At 45.0% G+C, this 18,187-nt stretch carries 10 protein-coding genes; 7 read left to right on the top strand and 3 right to left on the bottom strand.

All coding sequences use genetic code 11. The annotated features are described in order from the left end of the window. Positions 1–45: 45 nt before the first annotated feature. The 6 genes from A3EU_RS0107235 to A3EU_RS0107210 all read left to right on the top strand — a co-directional run bounded on the left by A3EU_RS0107235 (position 46) and on the right by A3EU_RS0107210 (position 5,545). Positions 46–1,344: a serine hydrolase domain-containing protein gene (locus A3EU_RS0107235; protein WP_020535471.1), complete on the top strand. Its 1,299-nt coding sequence runs from the start codon at positions 46–48 to the stop codon at positions 1,342–1,344. Positions 1,345–1,419: 75 nt separating this feature from the next. After that, a complete protein-coding gene (locus A3EU_RS0107230) occupies positions 1,420–1,986 on the top strand; it encodes a hypothetical protein (RefSeq protein WP_020535470.1) in 567 nt (188 codons plus the stop codon). A 116-nt stretch (positions 1,987–2,102) separates the two neighbouring features. After that, positions 2,103–3,581: a zinc metalloprotease gene (locus A3EU_RS0107225; protein WP_020535469.1), complete on the top strand. Its 1,479-nt coding sequence runs from the start codon at positions 2,103–2,105 to the stop codon at positions 3,579–3,581. Between the two features lie 44 nt (positions 3,582–3,625). Further along, complete coding sequence (locus A3EU_RS0107220) at positions 3,626–4,672, top strand: T9SS type A sorting domain-containing protein (RefSeq protein ID WP_020535468.1); 1,047 nt, start codon at positions 3,626–3,628, stop codon at positions 4,670–4,672. Between the two features lie 75 nt (positions 4,673–4,747). Beyond that, a complete protein-coding gene (locus tag A3EU_RS0107215) occupies positions 4,748–4,969 on the top strand; it encodes an RNA-binding S4 domain-containing protein (protein ID WP_020535467.1) in 222 nt (73 codons plus the stop codon). Positions 4,970–5,050: 81 nt separating this feature from the next. Continuing rightward, positions 5,051–5,545 (top strand): hypothetical protein, encoded by a 495-nt coding sequence (locus A3EU_RS0107210; RefSeq protein WP_020535466.1) that lies wholly within the window; start codon positions 5,051–5,053, stop codon positions 5,543–5,545. A gap of 42 nt (positions 5,546–5,587) precedes the next feature. Here the strand turns inward: A3EU_RS0107210 and A3EU_RS0107205 are convergent, their stop codons facing one another. The 3 genes from A3EU_RS0107205 to A3EU_RS29680 all read right to left on the bottom strand — a co-directional run bounded on the left by A3EU_RS0107205 (position 5,588) and on the right by A3EU_RS29680 (position 15,383). Beyond that, positions 5,588–6,151 carry a hypothetical protein gene (locus A3EU_RS0107205; protein ID WP_020535465.1) on the bottom strand — a complete coding sequence of 188 codons (564 nt, stop codon included), beginning with the start codon at positions 6,149–6,151 and terminating at the stop codon, positions 5,588–5,590. A 278-nt stretch (positions 6,152–6,429) separates the two neighbouring features. Next, the gene (locus A3EU_RS0107200; RefSeq protein ID WP_425412657.1) at positions 6,430–12,474 is read right to left on the bottom strand and encodes an Ig-like domain-containing protein; all 6,045 of its coding nucleotides are present in this window, start codon (positions 12,472–12,474) and stop codon (positions 6,430–6,432) included. Between the two features lie 1,325 nt (positions 12,475–13,799). Continuing rightward, entirely contained in the window at positions 13,800–15,383 is a 1,584-nt protein-coding gene (locus A3EU_RS29680; protein WP_020535463.1) for an FMN-binding glutamate synthase family protein, read from the bottom strand. A gap of 430 nt (positions 15,384–15,813) precedes the next feature. Between A3EU_RS29680 and A3EU_RS0107190 the strand changes: the two genes are divergently transcribed. After that, entirely contained in the window at positions 15,814–18,186 is a 2,373-nt protein-coding gene (locus A3EU_RS0107190) for a P-loop NTPase family protein (protein ID WP_020535462.1), read from the top strand. The last annotated feature ends 1 nt before the right edge of the window (position 18,187 follow it).

The raw sequence follows: 18,187 nt of genomic DNA, 5'->3' as shown, positions 1-18,187 counted from the left end.
AATGCCATTAAGCTAAGCCCTCGCAAGCCCAATAAATAAAGAACTATGCAACTACAAGTTAGCCATCTTATTTGTTTGCTTTTTTTCATTGTCATCATTCATTCTTGCCAAAATGAAGGCAATACAGCAGCCTTAAAGATTACAGACCCAATTGAATTAGATAAGGTGTTGAATCATTTTGTGGAGGAAAATTTTTACCCATTTGTTTATGCAAGGTTAGAAGATTTGGAGGGGAATGTTATTTATGAGCATAGTTCTGTGAATGAAAATCTATTGCCTGATACCAAGGTCGATGGAAATACATGGATTCGGATCTGGTCGATGAGCAAAATCGTAACCATTTCTGTTGTTTTGGACTTGATTGAAGATGGAATTCTAAAAATAAATGAGCCTGTCTCAAAATATATTCCTGAGTTTAAAAACCTGCCAGTTGCCGTTTCAAAGGAAGGGAAAAGCCTAGCAGAATATGAATGGGGAAATAGAAATGATATATGCCCTATTCAATTTGTGCCAAATGATTCTGTTATGACGATCCTCCATCTCATTAATCATGAAGCGGGATTTTATTATGCGACCACAGGTTTTCCTTGTTTGGATTCCCTTTTTGCGGAACAAAATTTACCAATGGCAAAAAACGCTGATGACTTTATCGAGAGGATAGCAAAATTGCCATTAGTCCAACATTCTGGAACTGATTATTTTTATGGCACAAACACAACAGTTTTAGGTATAGTTGCAGAAAGGGCAACTGGTAAAAATCTAAAGCAATTAGTAGCTGAGCGAGTGACTGGTCCGATGAATATTGAAGGTTTGCAATACAGGCTTCCTGATCAGGAAAAACTATTACCAAAGTTTACAGGCAGGGATTCCATTTTGCGAGAAGCCAAAAGAGGAGAGTTAGATATTTTTGGACCCGATGTACCGGATTATGCCTTGAATCACGAATTGTATTTAGGCGGAGAAGGAATGGTTGCAACGNCGGATGGGTACGCAGATTTTGTAAGAATGTTGTTGCAAAGAGGCAAGCTGAATGGCTACCAGTTCTTAGAAAAAGAAACCGTTGAAGATATTTATGCTCCTCACACCCAAACAGATAGTCCTTATGGATACAATGGTTATAACCTTTGGATCAGCGGTGATTCCATGAGAGTAAAAGAACAAGGTGAGGCCGGGCTTTGGATTGGAGGAGGGTATGAGTGTACTTATTTTTGGGCAGACCCTAAACGTAATTTTGTAGGAGTCATTATGTCGCAAAACAATGAAGTACGTCCCCCTGGTTATGAATTGAATGATAAGTTTCGTGGTGCATTGTATAAACAACTTTGGGAGGTTGAAAAAGAATAGAAAAAAGAGTAAGTTAGAAATCAAAAATCCTGCTTAGGAGGACTATAATTATAAATAAACACTAAAAAAACAGCTATGAAAATCCGTATTTACTTATTGGCGTTCCTCGCACTGGGTTTGTTTTCAAGGTGTGCAGTCACCATTCCCGCGCAGGATCGGACACCACCTACGTTTATTTTTGAGATCACCAGTGGCCTACCGGGTGGGGTTTTGCGGATCACTTCGGAGGATGACCTCAGTAATAAAGTACTTCATTTGCAGCGCAACACCCTGTACCGTTTTCGATTTTCCGGAAGCGACGCGGGCGGATTAGCTGCTTTGATGATGCGGGTGAACTGGCCTACCGACTTCATGGAGCTGAGTATTGATAGAGACGAATATGCCATCGCCAGTGACGGAGCGAATTTCCGGGAATTAGTCTGGCAGGGGCGGCGGTCTGACCCATGGTCGGGGTACTTGATTGCTGGTCAGCTCAATACGATCATTTACAATCAATCGTATGCTGTGGTGGATGCCGAATGGGAACTGACGGCTTCTGATTTTGGAGGTGCTGCTGGTAGCGCCAATGCTACTACCAAAACATTGCGAGTGGGTCTTGTAGACGATACCCAGGAGTTAGGGTTACTGGATGTTCCGGATTGAGTTGGCTGATTCCAGCCCTTGGGGCAGAACAAGTCTATTAACTGCAATGAGCTAGAATAGCAGGTATATTCTCAATATATTGGGCCGTCAAGTATTGTGCAATAAAACAACTATCAATGTTTTACAAAGCAATTTTATTTATTGTCGGCTCTCTTTTTCTGCTCCCTCTTTTTAGCCAAGATTGTGGAATCTCCGATGAGGATCAATCTACCTGGCTGCCCAAGTATTTAGCGCATTTGTCATCAAATGACTTGAGTACATTCACCACCAATGAATACAAAATTCCTATTGCGCTACATTTGGTAGCAAGAGACAATGGGGTAGGGCGAGCAAAAGTAGCCACTGCTTTGGAGGTGTTGTGTGAACTAAATGATTTGTATGCTACTACAGGAATCTCTTTTTATTTGCCAAGTAATGGAATTAATTTTGTTGATCATGATGGTGTTTTCATGGATAACAATTTCGCCATCAATCAATTGGCTATGCAGAACGAAAGGCGAGATTCCGCGCTGAATGTATTCGTTGTTAATTCGGTTGGCGCAAGTAATGTGGTAGGACTTTATGATGCCAACAGGGATTGGGTTTTACTTCAAAAGAGTGTTTTCGTGTCCGGAAATAAGACCTTAGCGCATGAAATTGGCCATTTATTTGCCTTGTTGCATCCACACTTCGGATGGGATGGCCAGGCTTGGGATGTTGCGATTCATGGTAATCCAAGCCCGGAAATTGCTTCGAATGGCGTCACCTTAACTGAAAAAATGGACGGCTCTAATTGTGCTGAAGCAGGAGATTTATTGTGCGACACTCCCCCAGATTATAATTTTGGTATTGATTGGACACAGTCTTGCGACTACGCAGGTGGAGCGACAGATCCTGATAATGTTTTAGTCAATCCTGACGAAAGGTTGATCATGTCCTACTTCAGCAATAGCTGCCGGCAAGTATTTTCAGAAGAACAGATAGCGATTATGCAACTCGACTTGGAACATCCATCTCGTGAATATCTTCACCCCGGTTACACTCCAACAGCTGATTCATTGGCGTCATTAGCGGAGCTCATTGCTCCAGCTGGAATGGTGAACATTACGAGTAATACCCTGGACTTTTCTTGGGAGGTCGTGCCTGGCGCTCAGTATTATTATATCGAGTATGACCGTTCTCCTGATTTTGATTTAGACCCTCAAGGAGTGATCACTACTCAAAACGCTACTTCCATCAGCCACCCCTGGTTGTCGGGTTTGAACTATTACTGGAGAGTTCTAACATGGAATGAATTATACTTTTGTTCGCCGCCATCCACGACTCAAGAATTCACGGTGGATATAACGTCTTCTGTTCTGGCTGAAAATCCTGAAAACACCCTGAATATGTTTTCGACTCCAGGAAAACTTACCCTTGAATATCAGCTCGCTGACTTACAAGGGGTTGACTTGAAGATTTATAGTCTTGAAGGGAAAGAAATGTTTTCAAAAGCTATAAATTTATCATCAGGAAAAGGGATGTACCGCTTAGATGTACCAATGATTCCCCAAGGTATATTCATCGTTACTATCGCTGGAGGAATCCAACTGAATAAACTGATCTATTTCCCATAATACCTGAAAAATACAACCTCTTATTTAACCAATAATACATTTTTATGAAAACAAGATTTACGTTGTTTTTGCTTTTTGTCGCAATGAGTTTCACCAACTTGTTTGGACAGGTTTCTGTACTTTTTGTTGATGATTCTGCTGACGAATTTGGCAATGCTGAATATTTTTATGCAGGCTTAGAAGCAATAGACTACGATGCTACCTATTACAATGCGGTAGACAGTGCAGCCGGCCCTTCGGATTTATACATGAATAATTTTGATTTAGTAATATGGCATACTTCAAGTGATGGGGCCGAGTTATTGTTTTGGAACGGAATCGAAGAGGACAATGCTTCGCTGAAAAGCTACCTCAATGGAGGTGGAAACTTATGGTTAGTTGGTAATGATTTCTTTTTCGACCGTTACGGACTAGCACCTGTTACCTTTTCCGCTGGAGAATTTGCCTATGACTATATGGGCGTAACCTCGTTTGATGTAGAATCATTTAATGACGATGGAGAAGTAGGCGTACCCATGATGCTTCCTGATGCTAATACGGTAATTCCAGGATTGAATGATTTGACTTGGCAGTTTCCTACCTTATGGTATGCAGACGGTGTGTCCTTGGTTGATGATGCTACCCCAGTTTACAGAATGGGAGATGCTGACTATGTGTTAGCAGATAGTATTTCGGCAGCTTATTATGACAATGGAACATCTAAAGTACTAACGTATTTTTTTGACATCACACTGGTAACTGACTTTGAAATGCTCACCGCAAATTTACTTCCTGTTATGTCTTTTTTTGAAGGTGTGATTTCTGACAATGAAAATGTTCTACAGTCAAGTTTAAATGCTAATATATTTCCTAACCCTACAGCAAGTGAATTGAACCTTGAGGTAGCATTGGAAAATGCTTCAGAAATTGCTATTTCCGTGCTAAACGTGTATGGCCAAGTAATTGCGGAATTGATGCCGACACAACAAAGAGAAGCTGGAAAAAATGCGTTTCAATTTAATCTAGACCCAACGATTGCCAATGGTTATTACTTTGTGAAAATAAAAGTGGATAACAAGTTGGTATTGAAGCCATTTGTTTTACAAAAATAAGATTATACCCGCTACTAAGTGGTTTAGCTGAACTTCCGGCAAAATGCTGGAAGTTCAGCTAATAAAAAATAAATAATGGAAAAAGATACATTCAAAATAAGGCCAACAGATGAGTTTATTGAATTAATAAATTTATTGAAAATAAAGCAAATAGCTCAAAGCGGAGGCCATGCAAAAATGATCGTTGAAGATGGCTTGGTCACTGTAAATGGCGAACAAGAATTCAGAAAAAGAAAGAAATTAAGACCAGGAGATATTGTTGAACTTGAAGAGATAACAATAACTATAATCGTTTAAGAGCATCTTTAGGGCCTAGCCTTGGGGCGGCCTTTCACACAATACGCAAACGAAACTAAAAATGATTAAGCTGGATTTGCTATGAAACAAATTCAATTCAAGTGGTTCAATTGGCTACATTTGTTCGTAGCAGCTATTTTGGGTATCTGTATTTTGGCAGGTAGTATTTATGTTGTCACTTTGATAGATGAAGGTCCATTTTTATTGAAATTATTTCCCTTGCCCTTTTTTATAGGTGGCTTGTTTTTACTTTATTTCTGCCTGGCTATTTACTTGAATACTACGATCATTCGACTGGGTAATATGCGTATTGTGGTGGAAACCAGTCCGTTGTATTGGCACAGGCCTATTTCCTTGCCTGTCGCAGATATAGAAAAACTTAAGCTCTTACGTACTCATCGCCAAGGGGGAAGTAACAGTACATTTACTTATAAAATTAGTGCGAAAATGTCTGATGGGTCGGAGGAAACACTTGTACCTTCTTCCATCCCCATAGAGCATAATAATGGACTAGAGGTGAAAGAAAGTATTGAAATGATGTTGTTAAAGGCTTCTTTGCGGTCATTCCAAAGATAAGAATAGGAGTTTAACCAGCCACTTATTCATAATTTTCTGATGTTAACGCTCTAAAAAGAAATTTACAGGAAAGATTGAATCGCCTGTTATCCTGTTCACTTGTTTAACCCAGCTATCATAAATGTAGTCTACTTTGATTTTATCAGGTGCTACTAAGCTGTATTTTGCAAATGCTGAAAATGGCTTTGGGGAAGGAACGCCATGGATAGGGCGAATATCAAAAGGTAAATCTATGATGCAATCCTCCTTATAAGACCATAGCATTTCAACCTCATCATTTTCTTTTAGATATGTAAAAAAGGTCAACACACATTGGCCGTGAAACCAATATTCTAAGTATTCTTTTCTAAACCTGATACTACACATATAGTTTGCGGTATCAGATATGTCTGCATTCCAATAATAGTAATCTTGGGTTGTCTGATAATCCCTCAGCGTCATTTTCGCTGTACTATCAGGAATTTGCTTTTTGCTAAGTAGCTCTTTATCCTGATTAACAGATTTTTCTTGGCCTTCAATTTTTGTACCATTATTATCTTCACAGGAATGACCAAGAACTAAGGTTAGGACGATCAATGCTGAAAAAATAATGTTTGCAATTCTCATTTTTTTAGCTTGATATTTGATTGGGGTATTCAATCCAAGATTACGGTAATATGACGGTTTTTAACGCTCTATTTTGGGTAGGAAGAATCAAAAAAATACTTCTTGTCATTATGCGACCTCATCCGAGGTCGTTTCATCGTTTGTTTTATCTTTTTCTACCAATATTCCACCTCTCCGAGGTATTTTTCATGAAAAATTAGAGACCCACGAGATTCCATTTTATTCGCGCTGGCCAAAAAGCTAGGAAATAAAATGGAATCTTGTGGGTTTCACAATCCTTACTTCATCAATATAACATCTCCACTAAATAACTCCGTCTCTCCGTCCGTAAATCGAATTTCGATCATGTAGACGAAAACGGCGGGATTGAGTGGTTGCCCATTGCGCGTTTTACCATCCCAACCTGAGGATGGCGTATTCGGTAGAAAGTCATTTTCTTCAAAGACAAGCTCTCCCCAGCGGTTGAATATCGAGAAAGACCTGATGCTTTCAATATCCGCACCACCACTTACGAAGAGGATATCATTGCTGCCATCATTGTTGGGCGAGAAGATATTTGGGATATAAACATGCCTTGTCCGGTCGATAAATACGCGGATGTTATCGGTGGCGGTACAGCCTAGACTATCGGTGATAGTCAGCTGAAAGGGAGTGGTGTTGACCAAGTCACTTAGCGTAGAAGCCTGAAGACAAGTGTCGCAATCCAGCAATTGGGGGTTGGTCCATGCTATACCGGCCAACAAGGTTTCTGGAGTGCTGGAGATGGGGTCAAACTGGGCCACTTCTCCAAGTTTTAGATAGATGTCTTCACCAAGCTCTACGGTGAGGTCGTTGCCATTGGGTAAGGTTACACTTGTACCCACCTCACAGCCAAATTCGTCTTGCACCGTGAAATTATAAACACCCGCGCCGAGGTTGAAAAATGTGCTGTTTAAACTAAAGGCTTCTCCTTCAGGAGCAAATAGCAACACTTGGCCAGGAACTGCTGGGGTCAATAATATACTGCCATTTTCATCACCAAGGCAGCTAGGTGGCTCAAAGGCAACCTCTACATCAATAGCGGTGTTGATAATCTCTGTTACTTCAATGACATCTACTTGCGAACAACCATTCTCGGGATTGAACACCGTTACCTGGTAGAAACCCGCAGCTAAAGCGGTAATGCTAGCCAGGTTGGTTGCTCCTGAAATCTCTCCTCCGCTGAGCGCTTCCCAGGTATAGCTGACATTGGGCGTGCTGCTACTGGCGGAAAGCGTAGCGCTCTCTGCTTCGCAAGTGATCAGGCCATCGTCTCCGGTCTGAAGGTTGGGAGCTTGCAAATCCGCTTGTACATTGACGGTGGCGGTATTGCTACAATTGGTCTCCGTATCGGTAACTACCAAGGTGTAGTTGCCAGGAGCAAGGGCGGCAGCATTAAGGCCCGTTTCAGGTAAAGGGCTACCAGTAGGATCTTCCCAAGCATAAGTAATAGATGCACCAGTGGTCGAACCAGCAGCGTCTAATAAAACTTCAGCGGAAGCACAAGTGATCAGGCCGTTGGCCGCTATGGTAGCTTCAATCGCAGCCGGAGGGCTTAAAGCTTGTGTCAGGTTATCGCTACATCCATTGGCATCAACAACTTGGAGGTCATAATTGCCTACGCCTAATCCACCGAAAGTGGGATCATCCTGGAGTGTGCCGTTGTTGATTTGGTATTGGTAGGGCATCAAGCCTCCACTGGCAGCGAGGGTAATACTGCCATCGTTGTCGTCACACCCTGGGTCGTTGCTACTGCTTACGGAAGGAATCGGAAGGTCAAAAATCATTAAAGTCACGGCAATACGTGCATTGCTGGTACAGCCATTGGTCGTGCTGCGAGCTTCGGCGTAGTAGGTTCCCGCAAGAGTAGGTTGATACGTGGTACTTCCCATCAGGAGTAAATTTCCACCGGTTGGAGCGTCGTACCAGTCGATGGTTTCGCCTGCCGCTGGTATTGCGCTCAAAGCGGGTAGGGGCTCACCTGCACAGATAGCTTCGTCGCCAGCACTAACTGGGGGCGCTACGCTATTTTCGATGATCGTAATGGCAATTCGTCCACTGACACAATTATTAACGATATCCCGAGCTTCAGCGTAGTAGGTTCCTACAGCAGTAGGGGTGTAGGTCACGCTACCCATTAGTAACTGATTTCCGCCGGTTGGGGCATCGTACCAGTCGACGGTAAACCCGTTTGCTACCATTACGGATAGGGTAGGGATGGGGTCACCTGCACAAATCATTGGGTCGTTTCCGGTAGTCGGTGGAGCCACCATCGGGCAAGAACAATCGGGTGCGGTAATCATCAGTGGCCCAAGGGAGCAACTCATGCCGGTATTAAAGGCTGTATAGGTGAAGTCTACGCCAGCAGGAATACCATTGATGGTGAAATTTCCACCTCCCAGGTTGGTGACGATCCCCTCGTTGACCTGAATGGTGGCCGTATTGGTCAAGGCTAAAGTCACGGTATAAGTTAATAAATCTGGTGCACAAACGGCATCACTGGCGTCAAGCACTGGTGTAGGATTGACGATAATAGTAATGGCGGTGCGGCTATCACTCACACAGTTGTTTACAGGATCACGGGCCTCAGCAAAATAGGTGCCTGGTGAGGTAGGTGTAAAGCTGGTATTGTCAGCCAAAAGCAGCATTCCTCCACTACCAGCAGTGTACCAATCTACCGTTTGGCCGGCAGCCACCATTACGGTAAGGGTCGGTAAAGGATCGCCATCACAAATGGCAACGTTACCATTGCTCATCGGTGGATCTAGCGTAGGACAACTACAATTGGGAGCCATCGTACTGGCAGAGAGGCTACAGCCTGTAGTGGTATTGTTGAGTGTAAAATTTAAGGCCAGCCCACTTGGAATATCTGTGATGGTATAACTGCCACCACCATTATCGACAAGGTTACCTAAACTAGGGCTGACCTGGTCGGCATTACTGACCTGAAGCTCGACTTGATACGTAAGTAAATTTGGTGCACAAATGGTATCCAAAAGTGTAAAGGATGGAATCGGGTTTTCGGTAAACGAAACAGCTACCCTTGCACTGACACAGTTATTGATGGTGTTTCTTGCTTCCGCAAAATAGGTTCCTGGAGCAGGAGGTAGGAAATTCAAGCTTGCTGAGGCCAGCAGGTTGCCTCCGATAGCGGCATCGTACCAATCGGCCGTCTCATTCGCGCCGACCGTTACGCTCAAGTTTGGTATCGGTGCTCCTGCGCAGATGGCAAGGTCACCACCAGAGACGGGAGGAGTGATCATTGGGCAACTACAATCAGGTGCAGTTACGGTTTGTGGGCCTGCACTACAGCTCATGTCTGCGTTGAAAGCGGAAAAGGTTACGTCTGTTCCCGCTGGAATACCCGAAATCGTATAATTACCGCCGCCATTGTTTACGATGGTTCCAAAATCAGTTTGTAAACTAGCTGTATTGGTGGTTGAAATCACTACTTCATACGTCAATAGATTGGGCGCACAGCTGGCGGAGAAATCGACTATGGTAGGGCTGGGGTTAATCGTGAGCATGACCGGAGTTCTTGCAAAGCTCACGCAGTCATCAATCACAACCCTGGTTTCGGCATAGTATGTACCGGAAACGGTTGCCGCAAAGGTGGTACTCCCCGCCAAGAGCAAGTTGCCATCACTTGGGGCATCGTACCAGTCGACGGTTTGGCCAGCCAAGACGGTTACAGTCAAATCAGGAATAGGTTCTCCATCACAGATACTGATGTTACCACTGCTCATCGGAGGGTTTACCGTGCCGCAAGTACAATCGAGTGCGGGTACATTGCCGTTGGCCGAACAGCCAGTAAGGGTATTGTTGAGCGTAAGCATTAGGTTGGTACCCGAAGGAATGCCTGTGACGGTATAGCTGCCACCTCCATTGTCGGTGATCATCCCGGTATTGACGATGAGCTCGTCGGCATTGTTTACTTGTAAGGTGACTTGGTAGCTCAATAAATCCAAGGCACAGACGGCATCTATAACAGAAAAATTAGGTGTTGGATTCGTAATGATGGTCAGGGCAACCCTTTCACTGATACAATTATTTACGGGATCACGAGCTTCTGCGTAGTAGGTGCCAGCGGTGGCTGGTGTGAACGTCAAGGTGCCACTGGCCAATAGGCTTCCACCTACGGGATCGTCGTACCAATCGGCCGTCAGTCCCGCCTCGGCGGTAACACTAAGGGTTGGAATGGGATCACCAGGGCAAATGCTTGCTACCGGGTCAGGTACAGGAGCTGTTATCGTAGGGCATGGACAAGATGGCGCCCCTATGATATTAGGCCCTAGCGAACAAGAGGCGTCGCTATTGAAGGCGGTGTACGTAAGGTTTGTTCCGGCAGGAATATTACTGATGGTAAAGTTGCCTCCCCCCATATCGGTTATATCTCCGGCGTTGGTCGTTAGCGAAGCAGCATCAGTGATACTCAGTGTTACGGTATAGGTTAGTAAGTCGGGTGCGCAAATAGTATCAAAACTGTTGAATACCGGCGTTGGGTTGATGGTCAAGGTAACTGCTGTACGTACAGCACTCACACAGCCATCGGCTAATACCCTGGTTTCGGCGTAGTAGGTGCCTGCCATTGTTGGCGTAAACGACGTGTTATTACTTGCTAAAAGCGTCCCTCCAACAGGTGCATCGTACCAATCGACGGTTTCACCAGCAAGGACATTGACATTTAAGGTAGGGATGGGCGTGCCTGTACAAATACTCACATCTCCGGCACTCATTGGTGCTGCTACCNCGGCGCAATTACAATCTGGTGCGGTAATAATATCGGTGATGCTACAAGTTGTAGTCATATTCGTAATGGTCACAGTGAGGTCCATGCCAGCAGGAATTCCGGTAACGGTAAAGCTACCACCGCCATTGTCTGTGACTATGCCTGCATTTGTTACCAACTGGTTGCTACTTCCGGTAGTAAGCTGTACCTGATAGGTGAGTAAATCAGCTGCACAGCTAGTGCCCTGAACGGTATAAGTAGGTGCAGGACTGGTATTGATCGTAACGGAAATTCGATTACTTACACAGTCATTTACAGGGTCGCGGGCTTCTACATAAAAGGTGCCAGTGCTTGGTGGTGTAAAACTTAGGGTATTGCTTGCCAGTAGGTTGCCGCCACTTGCTTGATCGTACCAGTCGGCAGTCTGCCCTGGGTCTACGGTGACATTTAAGGTCGGCACCGGGTCACTCGGACAAATGGTGATGTTTTGCGTGGTAACAGGATCGTTGATCACCGGACAGGGGCAGACAGGTGAAGCTATCATTTCGGGCCCGAAAGTACAGTTCATGTCTGTTCCGAATGCAGTAAACGAAAGGTCTGTTCCTACGGGGATGTTACTAACGGTAAAACTACCACCGCCGTTGTCGGTGACCATGCCTGTGTTAACGGTAATAGATGCAGCGTTGGCAATTTCCAATGTTACGGTGTAGGTAAGTAGGCTTGGTGCACAATCAACCATGCTGGAAGTAAGGCTTGGAACCGGGTTGATGGTCAGACTTACAGCAGTTCGGGTGCTACTAACACAGCCGTCTACGATGAGGCGAGTTTCTGCATAGTAAGTGCCAGCTGCAGTAGGTGTAAAGCTGGTGTTGCCTGCTAGTAATAGGTTGCCATCGGTAGGCGCGTCGTACCAATCGACGGTTTGGCCAGCCCCCACGTTGACACTTAAAGTAGGGATCATTTCTCCTGCACAAATGGTAAGATCACCATTGCTGACGGGAGCAGGAGGTGCCGCACAGCCACAATCAAAGTCGGGCAGTTCCAAGAGACTGTTACAGTCGCCTGTAGAATTTTCAAGAATAAGATCGAGGAAGTTCCCGGAAGGAATATCGATAATCGAGAAGGTGCCATCATTATTGTTGATAGCTAAACCGGAACTGGGGATAACATCTACCGCATTGGTTGTGATTAGAATGCTGTAAAGGGCATTGTTGGCATAACAAACGGGCTCCGCTACAGTAGCTACAGGCGGTGTGTCGACTGTGATTTCTACAGGTTCAGGAACCGATTCACATATCTCGTTTAATTCTGTAATGTAAATGGTGGTACTTGCTGTAGGCGTGAAAGTATAAGACTCGCCGCTAGCCAAAAGATCACTCAACCCGGGGTCTGAATAAAAGTAGAAGTCGGAATTGTTGTTGTCGTTGCCTGATTGGGGCTCCAGGAAGACCTCGTCTCCTTCACAAACGATGAACTCGGGATCAATGATAGGAGGGGAGTCACCGTAAATGATTACTGAAAAAGGAACCAACTCACTTTCACAATCATCAATGGTTTGAGAAACGAAAAACTCCATTTCTGGGTCACCGGGTTCCAGGTAATCCAAAAAGTCGAAGCCACTGCCGTTTGAGATAGGATCTGTTGCAAATTCATCATCATAAAGAGAGAAGAAATCTCCGCTACCGTCAGGAAAGATGGTGGAATTGTCTTCAGGACAAAATTCATAAAAAGCATCAACAACAGGTGGCGGTGGGGGAGGAGTTAATACCAGTTCTTCTGTAATGGATTGCGGGTCACCACAGTCATCGATCCAGGTGTATATGATTTCATAATTATCCAAAACATCACTGACTTCACCGGTAGAAGGGTCTATACTGGCACCGTCTCCGGGTGGAACGACAAAGTCAAAATCACCGCCACTAGGGAATACGAGGCTTGGGGAAACGGAGCCTCCTTCACAAATGGGGTCGTAAAAGAGCATGAGTTCTTCCGCTTCAGGGATAACGCCACCGGGGAAAGTAGCCATGCAGCCATTGCCGTCATCATCGAGGTTAAAGCTGTAAGAGTCACCGGGCATTAGTCCGGAGATGGTGACAATTCCTCCGCCGGGACCCGCCTGGCCAATTGAGCCGTTACCTGTATTGGAAAGGGAGTAATTGCCAGCAAAAAGCTCGGGATATCCCCCAATAATTTCGATAATGACTTCTCCCGCACATTCATCTACATTTAGTTCTGTAATCTCGATTTCATTCAGGAACGTAAAGGTTTCTGTATCATCGGGGTTGATGTCCCAACACAAATCTCCATCAGCATCAATGCCGGGACCATTGGGTTGGGGTTGGTTGTTGTCGATAACGGTGGGGACGAGGATAAAGGTATTGATCCCTACGGAGCCAACAATACCGCCGTCGTTGGTTGTTTGGATGTCGCTACCCGTCCAAAACCACGAAGTCCAGCAAGGGTCTGCTGCCGGGTCGGGGCCGGTAGGAGGGCAGGAGTAAAAAAGATAAACCATCGCTGGTAAAGGGCCACTCGGAGGAAGCGTAAAGTTGCCGTCAGAAGTGACATCAATAGCCTCGCCAAAGCAGACGACAAAAGGGTTGGTACCGCCACCGTCATCATTAACCGTAATGGTGCCGGCTTCTGCCATACATTGGCTTAAAGCTCGGGGAGCCAAGGCCAGCGAAAATAAAAAAATAGTCAGTAGAAGAAAGGAACACTTACTCATAGTAATAGATGTTTTGATAAATATTACGAGTAGCTTCAGTAAAGTGTACAGAGGGTTACCTCAGTTGATTAAGCCTTGAAGTTTTGATACCACTGTTGGCAATAAGTTTCAGTGGTAATTGTAAATCCGATCCAAAAAGTACGATTATTTTTTGATTCTACAGCAAAGGCAGATTAAAAATGCTCAGCATTAGCATGGTCCCATTCTACTTTCCAGTTTTCAGGTACGGTATTTTCGTTGAGTAGGACTCCGGTAGTTAGATACGGAAAGATTTGGCTATAACGGCGTACCTCATTGAGGCTGGTGCGCCGAAAGATATGCCGGCGATTTATCTGCTTTGTGCTTGTCAAACCGGCGGCACCGAGAAGTTCTTGTACGCTGTGGATGGTTTTGTGGTGAAAACTGGCTACGCGCTTTTTCTTATCGCTGACTACGAGGCCAGCCACCAGCTCGGGGTCTTGGGTAGCTACGCCGGTAGGGCAGTTGTTTTTGTTACATTCCAGCGCCTGTATACAGCCCAAGGCCAGCATCATAGCCCGGGCACTGTAGGTGGCATCAGCTCCTAGTGCCATTGCGCGTAAGATGTGGAAACCAGTTAAGACCTTGCCTGAAGCCAGCAGGGCGATGTGTTTTTTGAGATCAAAACCTACGAGTGTGTCGTAGGTAAACGCGAGCCCTTCTTTGAAAGGCATCCCTACGGAATCGGAAAATTCTATGGGTGCTGCTCCGGTGCCGCCTTCGCCACCGTCGACGGTGATAAAATCGGGATAGATGCCAGTTTCGACCATAGCTTTACAGATGGCAATAAACTCGCTGGGTTGGCCAATACAAAGTTTGAAGCCAACGGGTTTTCCACCACTAAGCTCACGCATTTGCTGGATCAGATTGAGTAGTCCCTTAGGGGTAGAGAAGGCCTTGTGGAAAGGAGGAGAAAGCACAGCTGTTCCCGGCTCTACGCCGCGAATTTTAGCAATTTCGGGTGTGTTTTTCTTCGCAGGTAGAATCCCTCCATGACCAGGTTTCGCGCCTTGTGATAGTTTAAGTTCTATCATTTTGATATTGGGCGTTTGGGAACGTAGGGCGAATTTTTCAGGGTCAAAATTACCATCCTTTGTGCGGCAACCAAAATAGCCAGTGCCTACTTGCCAGATAAGGTCACCCTGAAAAGTTTCGTGGTAGGAACTTACGCCACCTTCACCAGTATTGTGTGCGAAGTTGCCAATTTTTGCTCCTCCGTTAAGTGCTTCAATTGCTGCGGAACTGAGACTTCCGAAGCTCATTGCGGAAACATTGAAGATAGAAGCAGAATAGGGTTGCTGGCATTCTTTGTTGCCAATGAGTACCCGTGGTTCCTCCATTTCTTCGGCGTTACATGGGGCAATAGAGTGATTCATCCATTCGTAGCCTTCTTCGTACACTTCCAGTTGGGTGCCAAAGGGCGTGGTATCATTCTGATCTTTTGCTCGCTGGTAAATGACCGAACGCATGGTACGGCTAATGGGGCGGCCGTTGGTATCTGATTCGATAAAGTATTGGTACAGCTTGGGGCGCCATTCTTCCATGATGTAACGCCCGCGTCCCAGGATCGGGAAATTGCGCATGATGGCGTGCTTGTCTTGTACCATGTCGTAGAAGCCAATCATCACTATAGGACCAAAAAATAGCAATAACCCATAACCGTAGGGATGGAAGAAATAACCCAAGGCAATACTGCCCAAGACGGTGAGAAGGGCAAAGACGACGAATTCGTTACGCATTTGATCATTTTTGAATTAACAGCTCTAAGGAACAGCACGAAAATAAAAAGCGATTTTTTTTCATAATAGTTAAATAAGCGCTTCATTTTAAGCGTTTTAACTATTTGGAAAACTTGAGAAAAATCGCAGTTTATTTTCTGCGCAATACTAAGGTAAAAACTTAAGTAACATTACGGAGTTATGTTGGCAAAATTAATAAGGGGAGGAGGCCACCGTTTGAACGCTTTTTTAGAGGCCTTACGGATCATGGGAGTCTAGGACAACATCACGGGCATTGAGTAAAATATTTCTTGAAACCTACCGTACAGGTTGGGTTTTACACCAATAGCAGTTTCGCACAATACCTGGAAGTTACTCTATAGGCATTGCTGAAAAATTAACTTACACTTTTCATTTGGAAATATGCTTACACAGTAGCATCTTTGGCACCATGGAGCAAGTACAATCGCCGTTGGAAGAGTTTTACACCACCCTGGAGAAGGCTACGCAAATGTCTTGGACAGAGCTAGAGCCTAAGCAACAGTCGATTGCCCTCAGCACATTGGGGCAGCAATTGTGCCAAGCCCTGATTACCTTAGGTGATCAGCGTGCTCAAGTTTTCTCTTCGTCAAAAGAAGGGGCTGTCGAAGTTCAACGAGAGGACTACCTCTTTTTCTATCGTTGGCTGGCTGCGGGAAAATCTTTCCTACTGCTATGGCGCAATACGACCTTTGAGCACTTGCATGCACAGATGTTGTCGCTAGATGCCGAAATTAAAGAAGAAAGTTGGCAGCGCTGGCAGCACGCAAGTAATCAGAACCTGACAGATGCGGCAACAGAATTGAAAAATTTGCTCCCAGAATTGGATGCCGAATTCACTGCAAGTCCGAAGATGGCGGCCAAAATGATGGATGCCTGGAAGCACCAGGCACTCCCATGGCCTGTTTATCGAGAACAAATTGGGACCATCACTACCCAGATTCGGGATATCGCTGCCAAGCAGGATTTACTAGGACAGAATAGTACCGCCTTGCAGAAGATAAGAAAAATCATTCTGGATGATATCCATACGGTAGTAGCGGAGATCGATCAGTTGAAAGAAATTGCTCAGGAAGCCAACACTTATATTGAAGAAAACGCTTCAGAAGCTCGTACCCGGATTCCTATGTATCTGGAGAATCAGGAAAGTCAAATATCTCAGCAAAAACTAGGCAAGCGCTTCAATCTTTCTCTGGAAAAAGGCCTGGAGGCATTGGCTGGCGAAACCTTGGTGCCGGTAGCTATTTCGGGCGCGGCTTTGCAGGTTAAAGAAATCAATTTTCGACGTTATATTTCGCGTTGGCTGGATTCCGAAACACTGCCTTTGCTCTATGAGGTGTGGGAGCTAACGACCAACATCCGGAATAACCTCAAAATGGCACTGATCAATATCAGGAACCGAGCCATTTTGCTGAATAGCGAAAGCCCGGAAAGAGGAATGGTTAGTGAAGACCTTTGTCAGCCGCTTCAAAGTTTCCTGATTCAAACAACGGATCGGGAGAAAGAGCTACAAAAGCTGCATGAGCTGATCCATAGCAGATTGGATGAAAACTTTAAGTTGTCTAATGTTTTCAACGAGTCGAATTTCTTTCTGGAAGTTCCGCTACAGTCTACGATTAACCAGTTTCGTGACAATCAAAACCAGCTGTTGCTGAACCTGACCCGCTGGTGGAGGAACCAACGAAAGAGAATTCGCAGATGGCTGACATCAGTACAAGCCGAAGATGCACTTAGCGTTTCAGAAAAAGTGGTGCGTTACATCGAAAATCATGCTCCACCTGCCAACAATCAGGCTTATACCAGCATTTTCTTGACCAAAGGTTACATTGGCGAATCTTTTTGGGTTGGCCGTAAAGCTGAATTACAGCGGATAGCTACCTTGGTTAAGCATTGGCGAAAAGGCTACAGGGGGGCTGTCCTTTTACGTGGTGATCGTTTTTCTGGAAAGTCGCTCTTTGGCGATTTGGTGAGCAATCGTTATTTCCCTAATGAAACTATCCGCCTGCTTCCCAATTCCTTTATTAGCCTTCAAGGCCGTACTTTTGAAACAACCTTCGACCTTGGTGCTGCCTTGGAATTTATTAGTAAATATCGCTTTGAGCAACCACCCCTTGTTTGGTTGGATGATCTCGAGTTGTGGCATGATCCTGCTTGTACCATTCACCAAAATACTAAAGCACTGTTAAGGCACATGGACCACCATGCTGGTTCAATATTCTACTTGGTAGCAGCAGCTAATCCTTTGTGTGATTACCTGGAAAACAACCATGAATTAAGCAGGCACTTTCAGGCTACCCTTCAATTGGATATTATGAGCCAGGAAGAGGTGCAACAAGCTATCCTGATTCGTCACGGAGCAACGCATAAGTCGCTGGTCACGAAAGAAGGCGAAACACTGGAACCTAGTGCCTTTCAACTGGCTGTTAGCCGGGTTTATCGTGCTTCAGGGGGTAATATTGGTGAGGCACTTAACCTGTGGGCTTATCACACTCAGCGCCGCAATGAAGAACAAGTTTATCAAATGGGAGCCAATTTTTTTCAGCTCCCCAATTTTATAGAAGCAGATCAAGCACTCTTGCTGCGTACGCTACTACTCGAAAAACGTACAACAGAATACCGCTTGCGCAAGCGTTTTGGACCAGCTTTTAGCCCTCGTTACGCAGAAGCATTACTACGGCTACTGGGCGTGGGGCTACTCACCAGGCATCTGGATGGATGGTTGGAGATCAATGAAGCAGCGGCGAATGGTGTCATTCGTCAATTAAAAAACAAGCAATACCTTTAAG

It is taken from the genome of Lewinella cohaerens DSM 23179 (assembly GCF_000379805.1).
Classification (GTDB): domain Bacteria; phylum Bacteroidota; class Bacteroidia; order Chitinophagales; family Saprospiraceae; genus Lewinella; species Lewinella cohaerens.
The sequence above is the reverse complement of the archived record's forward strand: the minus strand, read 5'-3'. Positions and strand labels throughout refer to the sequence as shown.

Bases quoted from the DNA above. Each gene is read 5' to 3' on its own strand.
- A3EU_RS0107230 (WP_020535470.1), top strand. From the start codon at position 1,420: ATGAAAATCCGTATTTACTTATTGGCGTTCCTCGCACTGGGTTTGTTT.
- A3EU_RS0107225 (WP_020535469.1), top strand. From the start codon at position 2,103: ATGTTTTACAAAGCAATTTTATTTATTGTCGGCTCTCTTTTTCTGCTC.
- A3EU_RS0107220 (WP_020535468.1), top strand. From the start codon at position 3,626: ATGAAAACAAGATTTACGTTGTTTTTGCTTTTTGTCGCAATGAGTTTC.
- A3EU_RS0107215 (WP_020535467.1), top strand. From the start codon at position 4,748: ATGGAAAAAGATACATTCAAAATAAGGCCAACAGATGAGTTTATTGAA.
- A3EU_RS0107210 (WP_020535466.1), top strand. From the start codon at position 5,051: ATGAAACAAATTCAATTCAAGTGGTTCAATTGGCTACATTTGTTCGTA.
- A3EU_RS0107205 (WP_020535465.1), bottom strand. From the start codon at position 6,151: ATGAGAATTGCAAACATTATTTTTTCAGCATTGATCGTCCTAACCTTA.
- A3EU_RS29680 (WP_020535463.1), bottom strand. From the start codon at position 15,383: ATGCGTAACGAATTCGTCGTCTTTGCCCTTCTCACCGTCTTGGGCAGT.
- A3EU_RS0107190 (WP_020535462.1), top strand. From the start codon at position 15,814: ATGGAGCAAGTACAATCGCCGTTGGAAGAGTTTTACACCACCCTGGAG.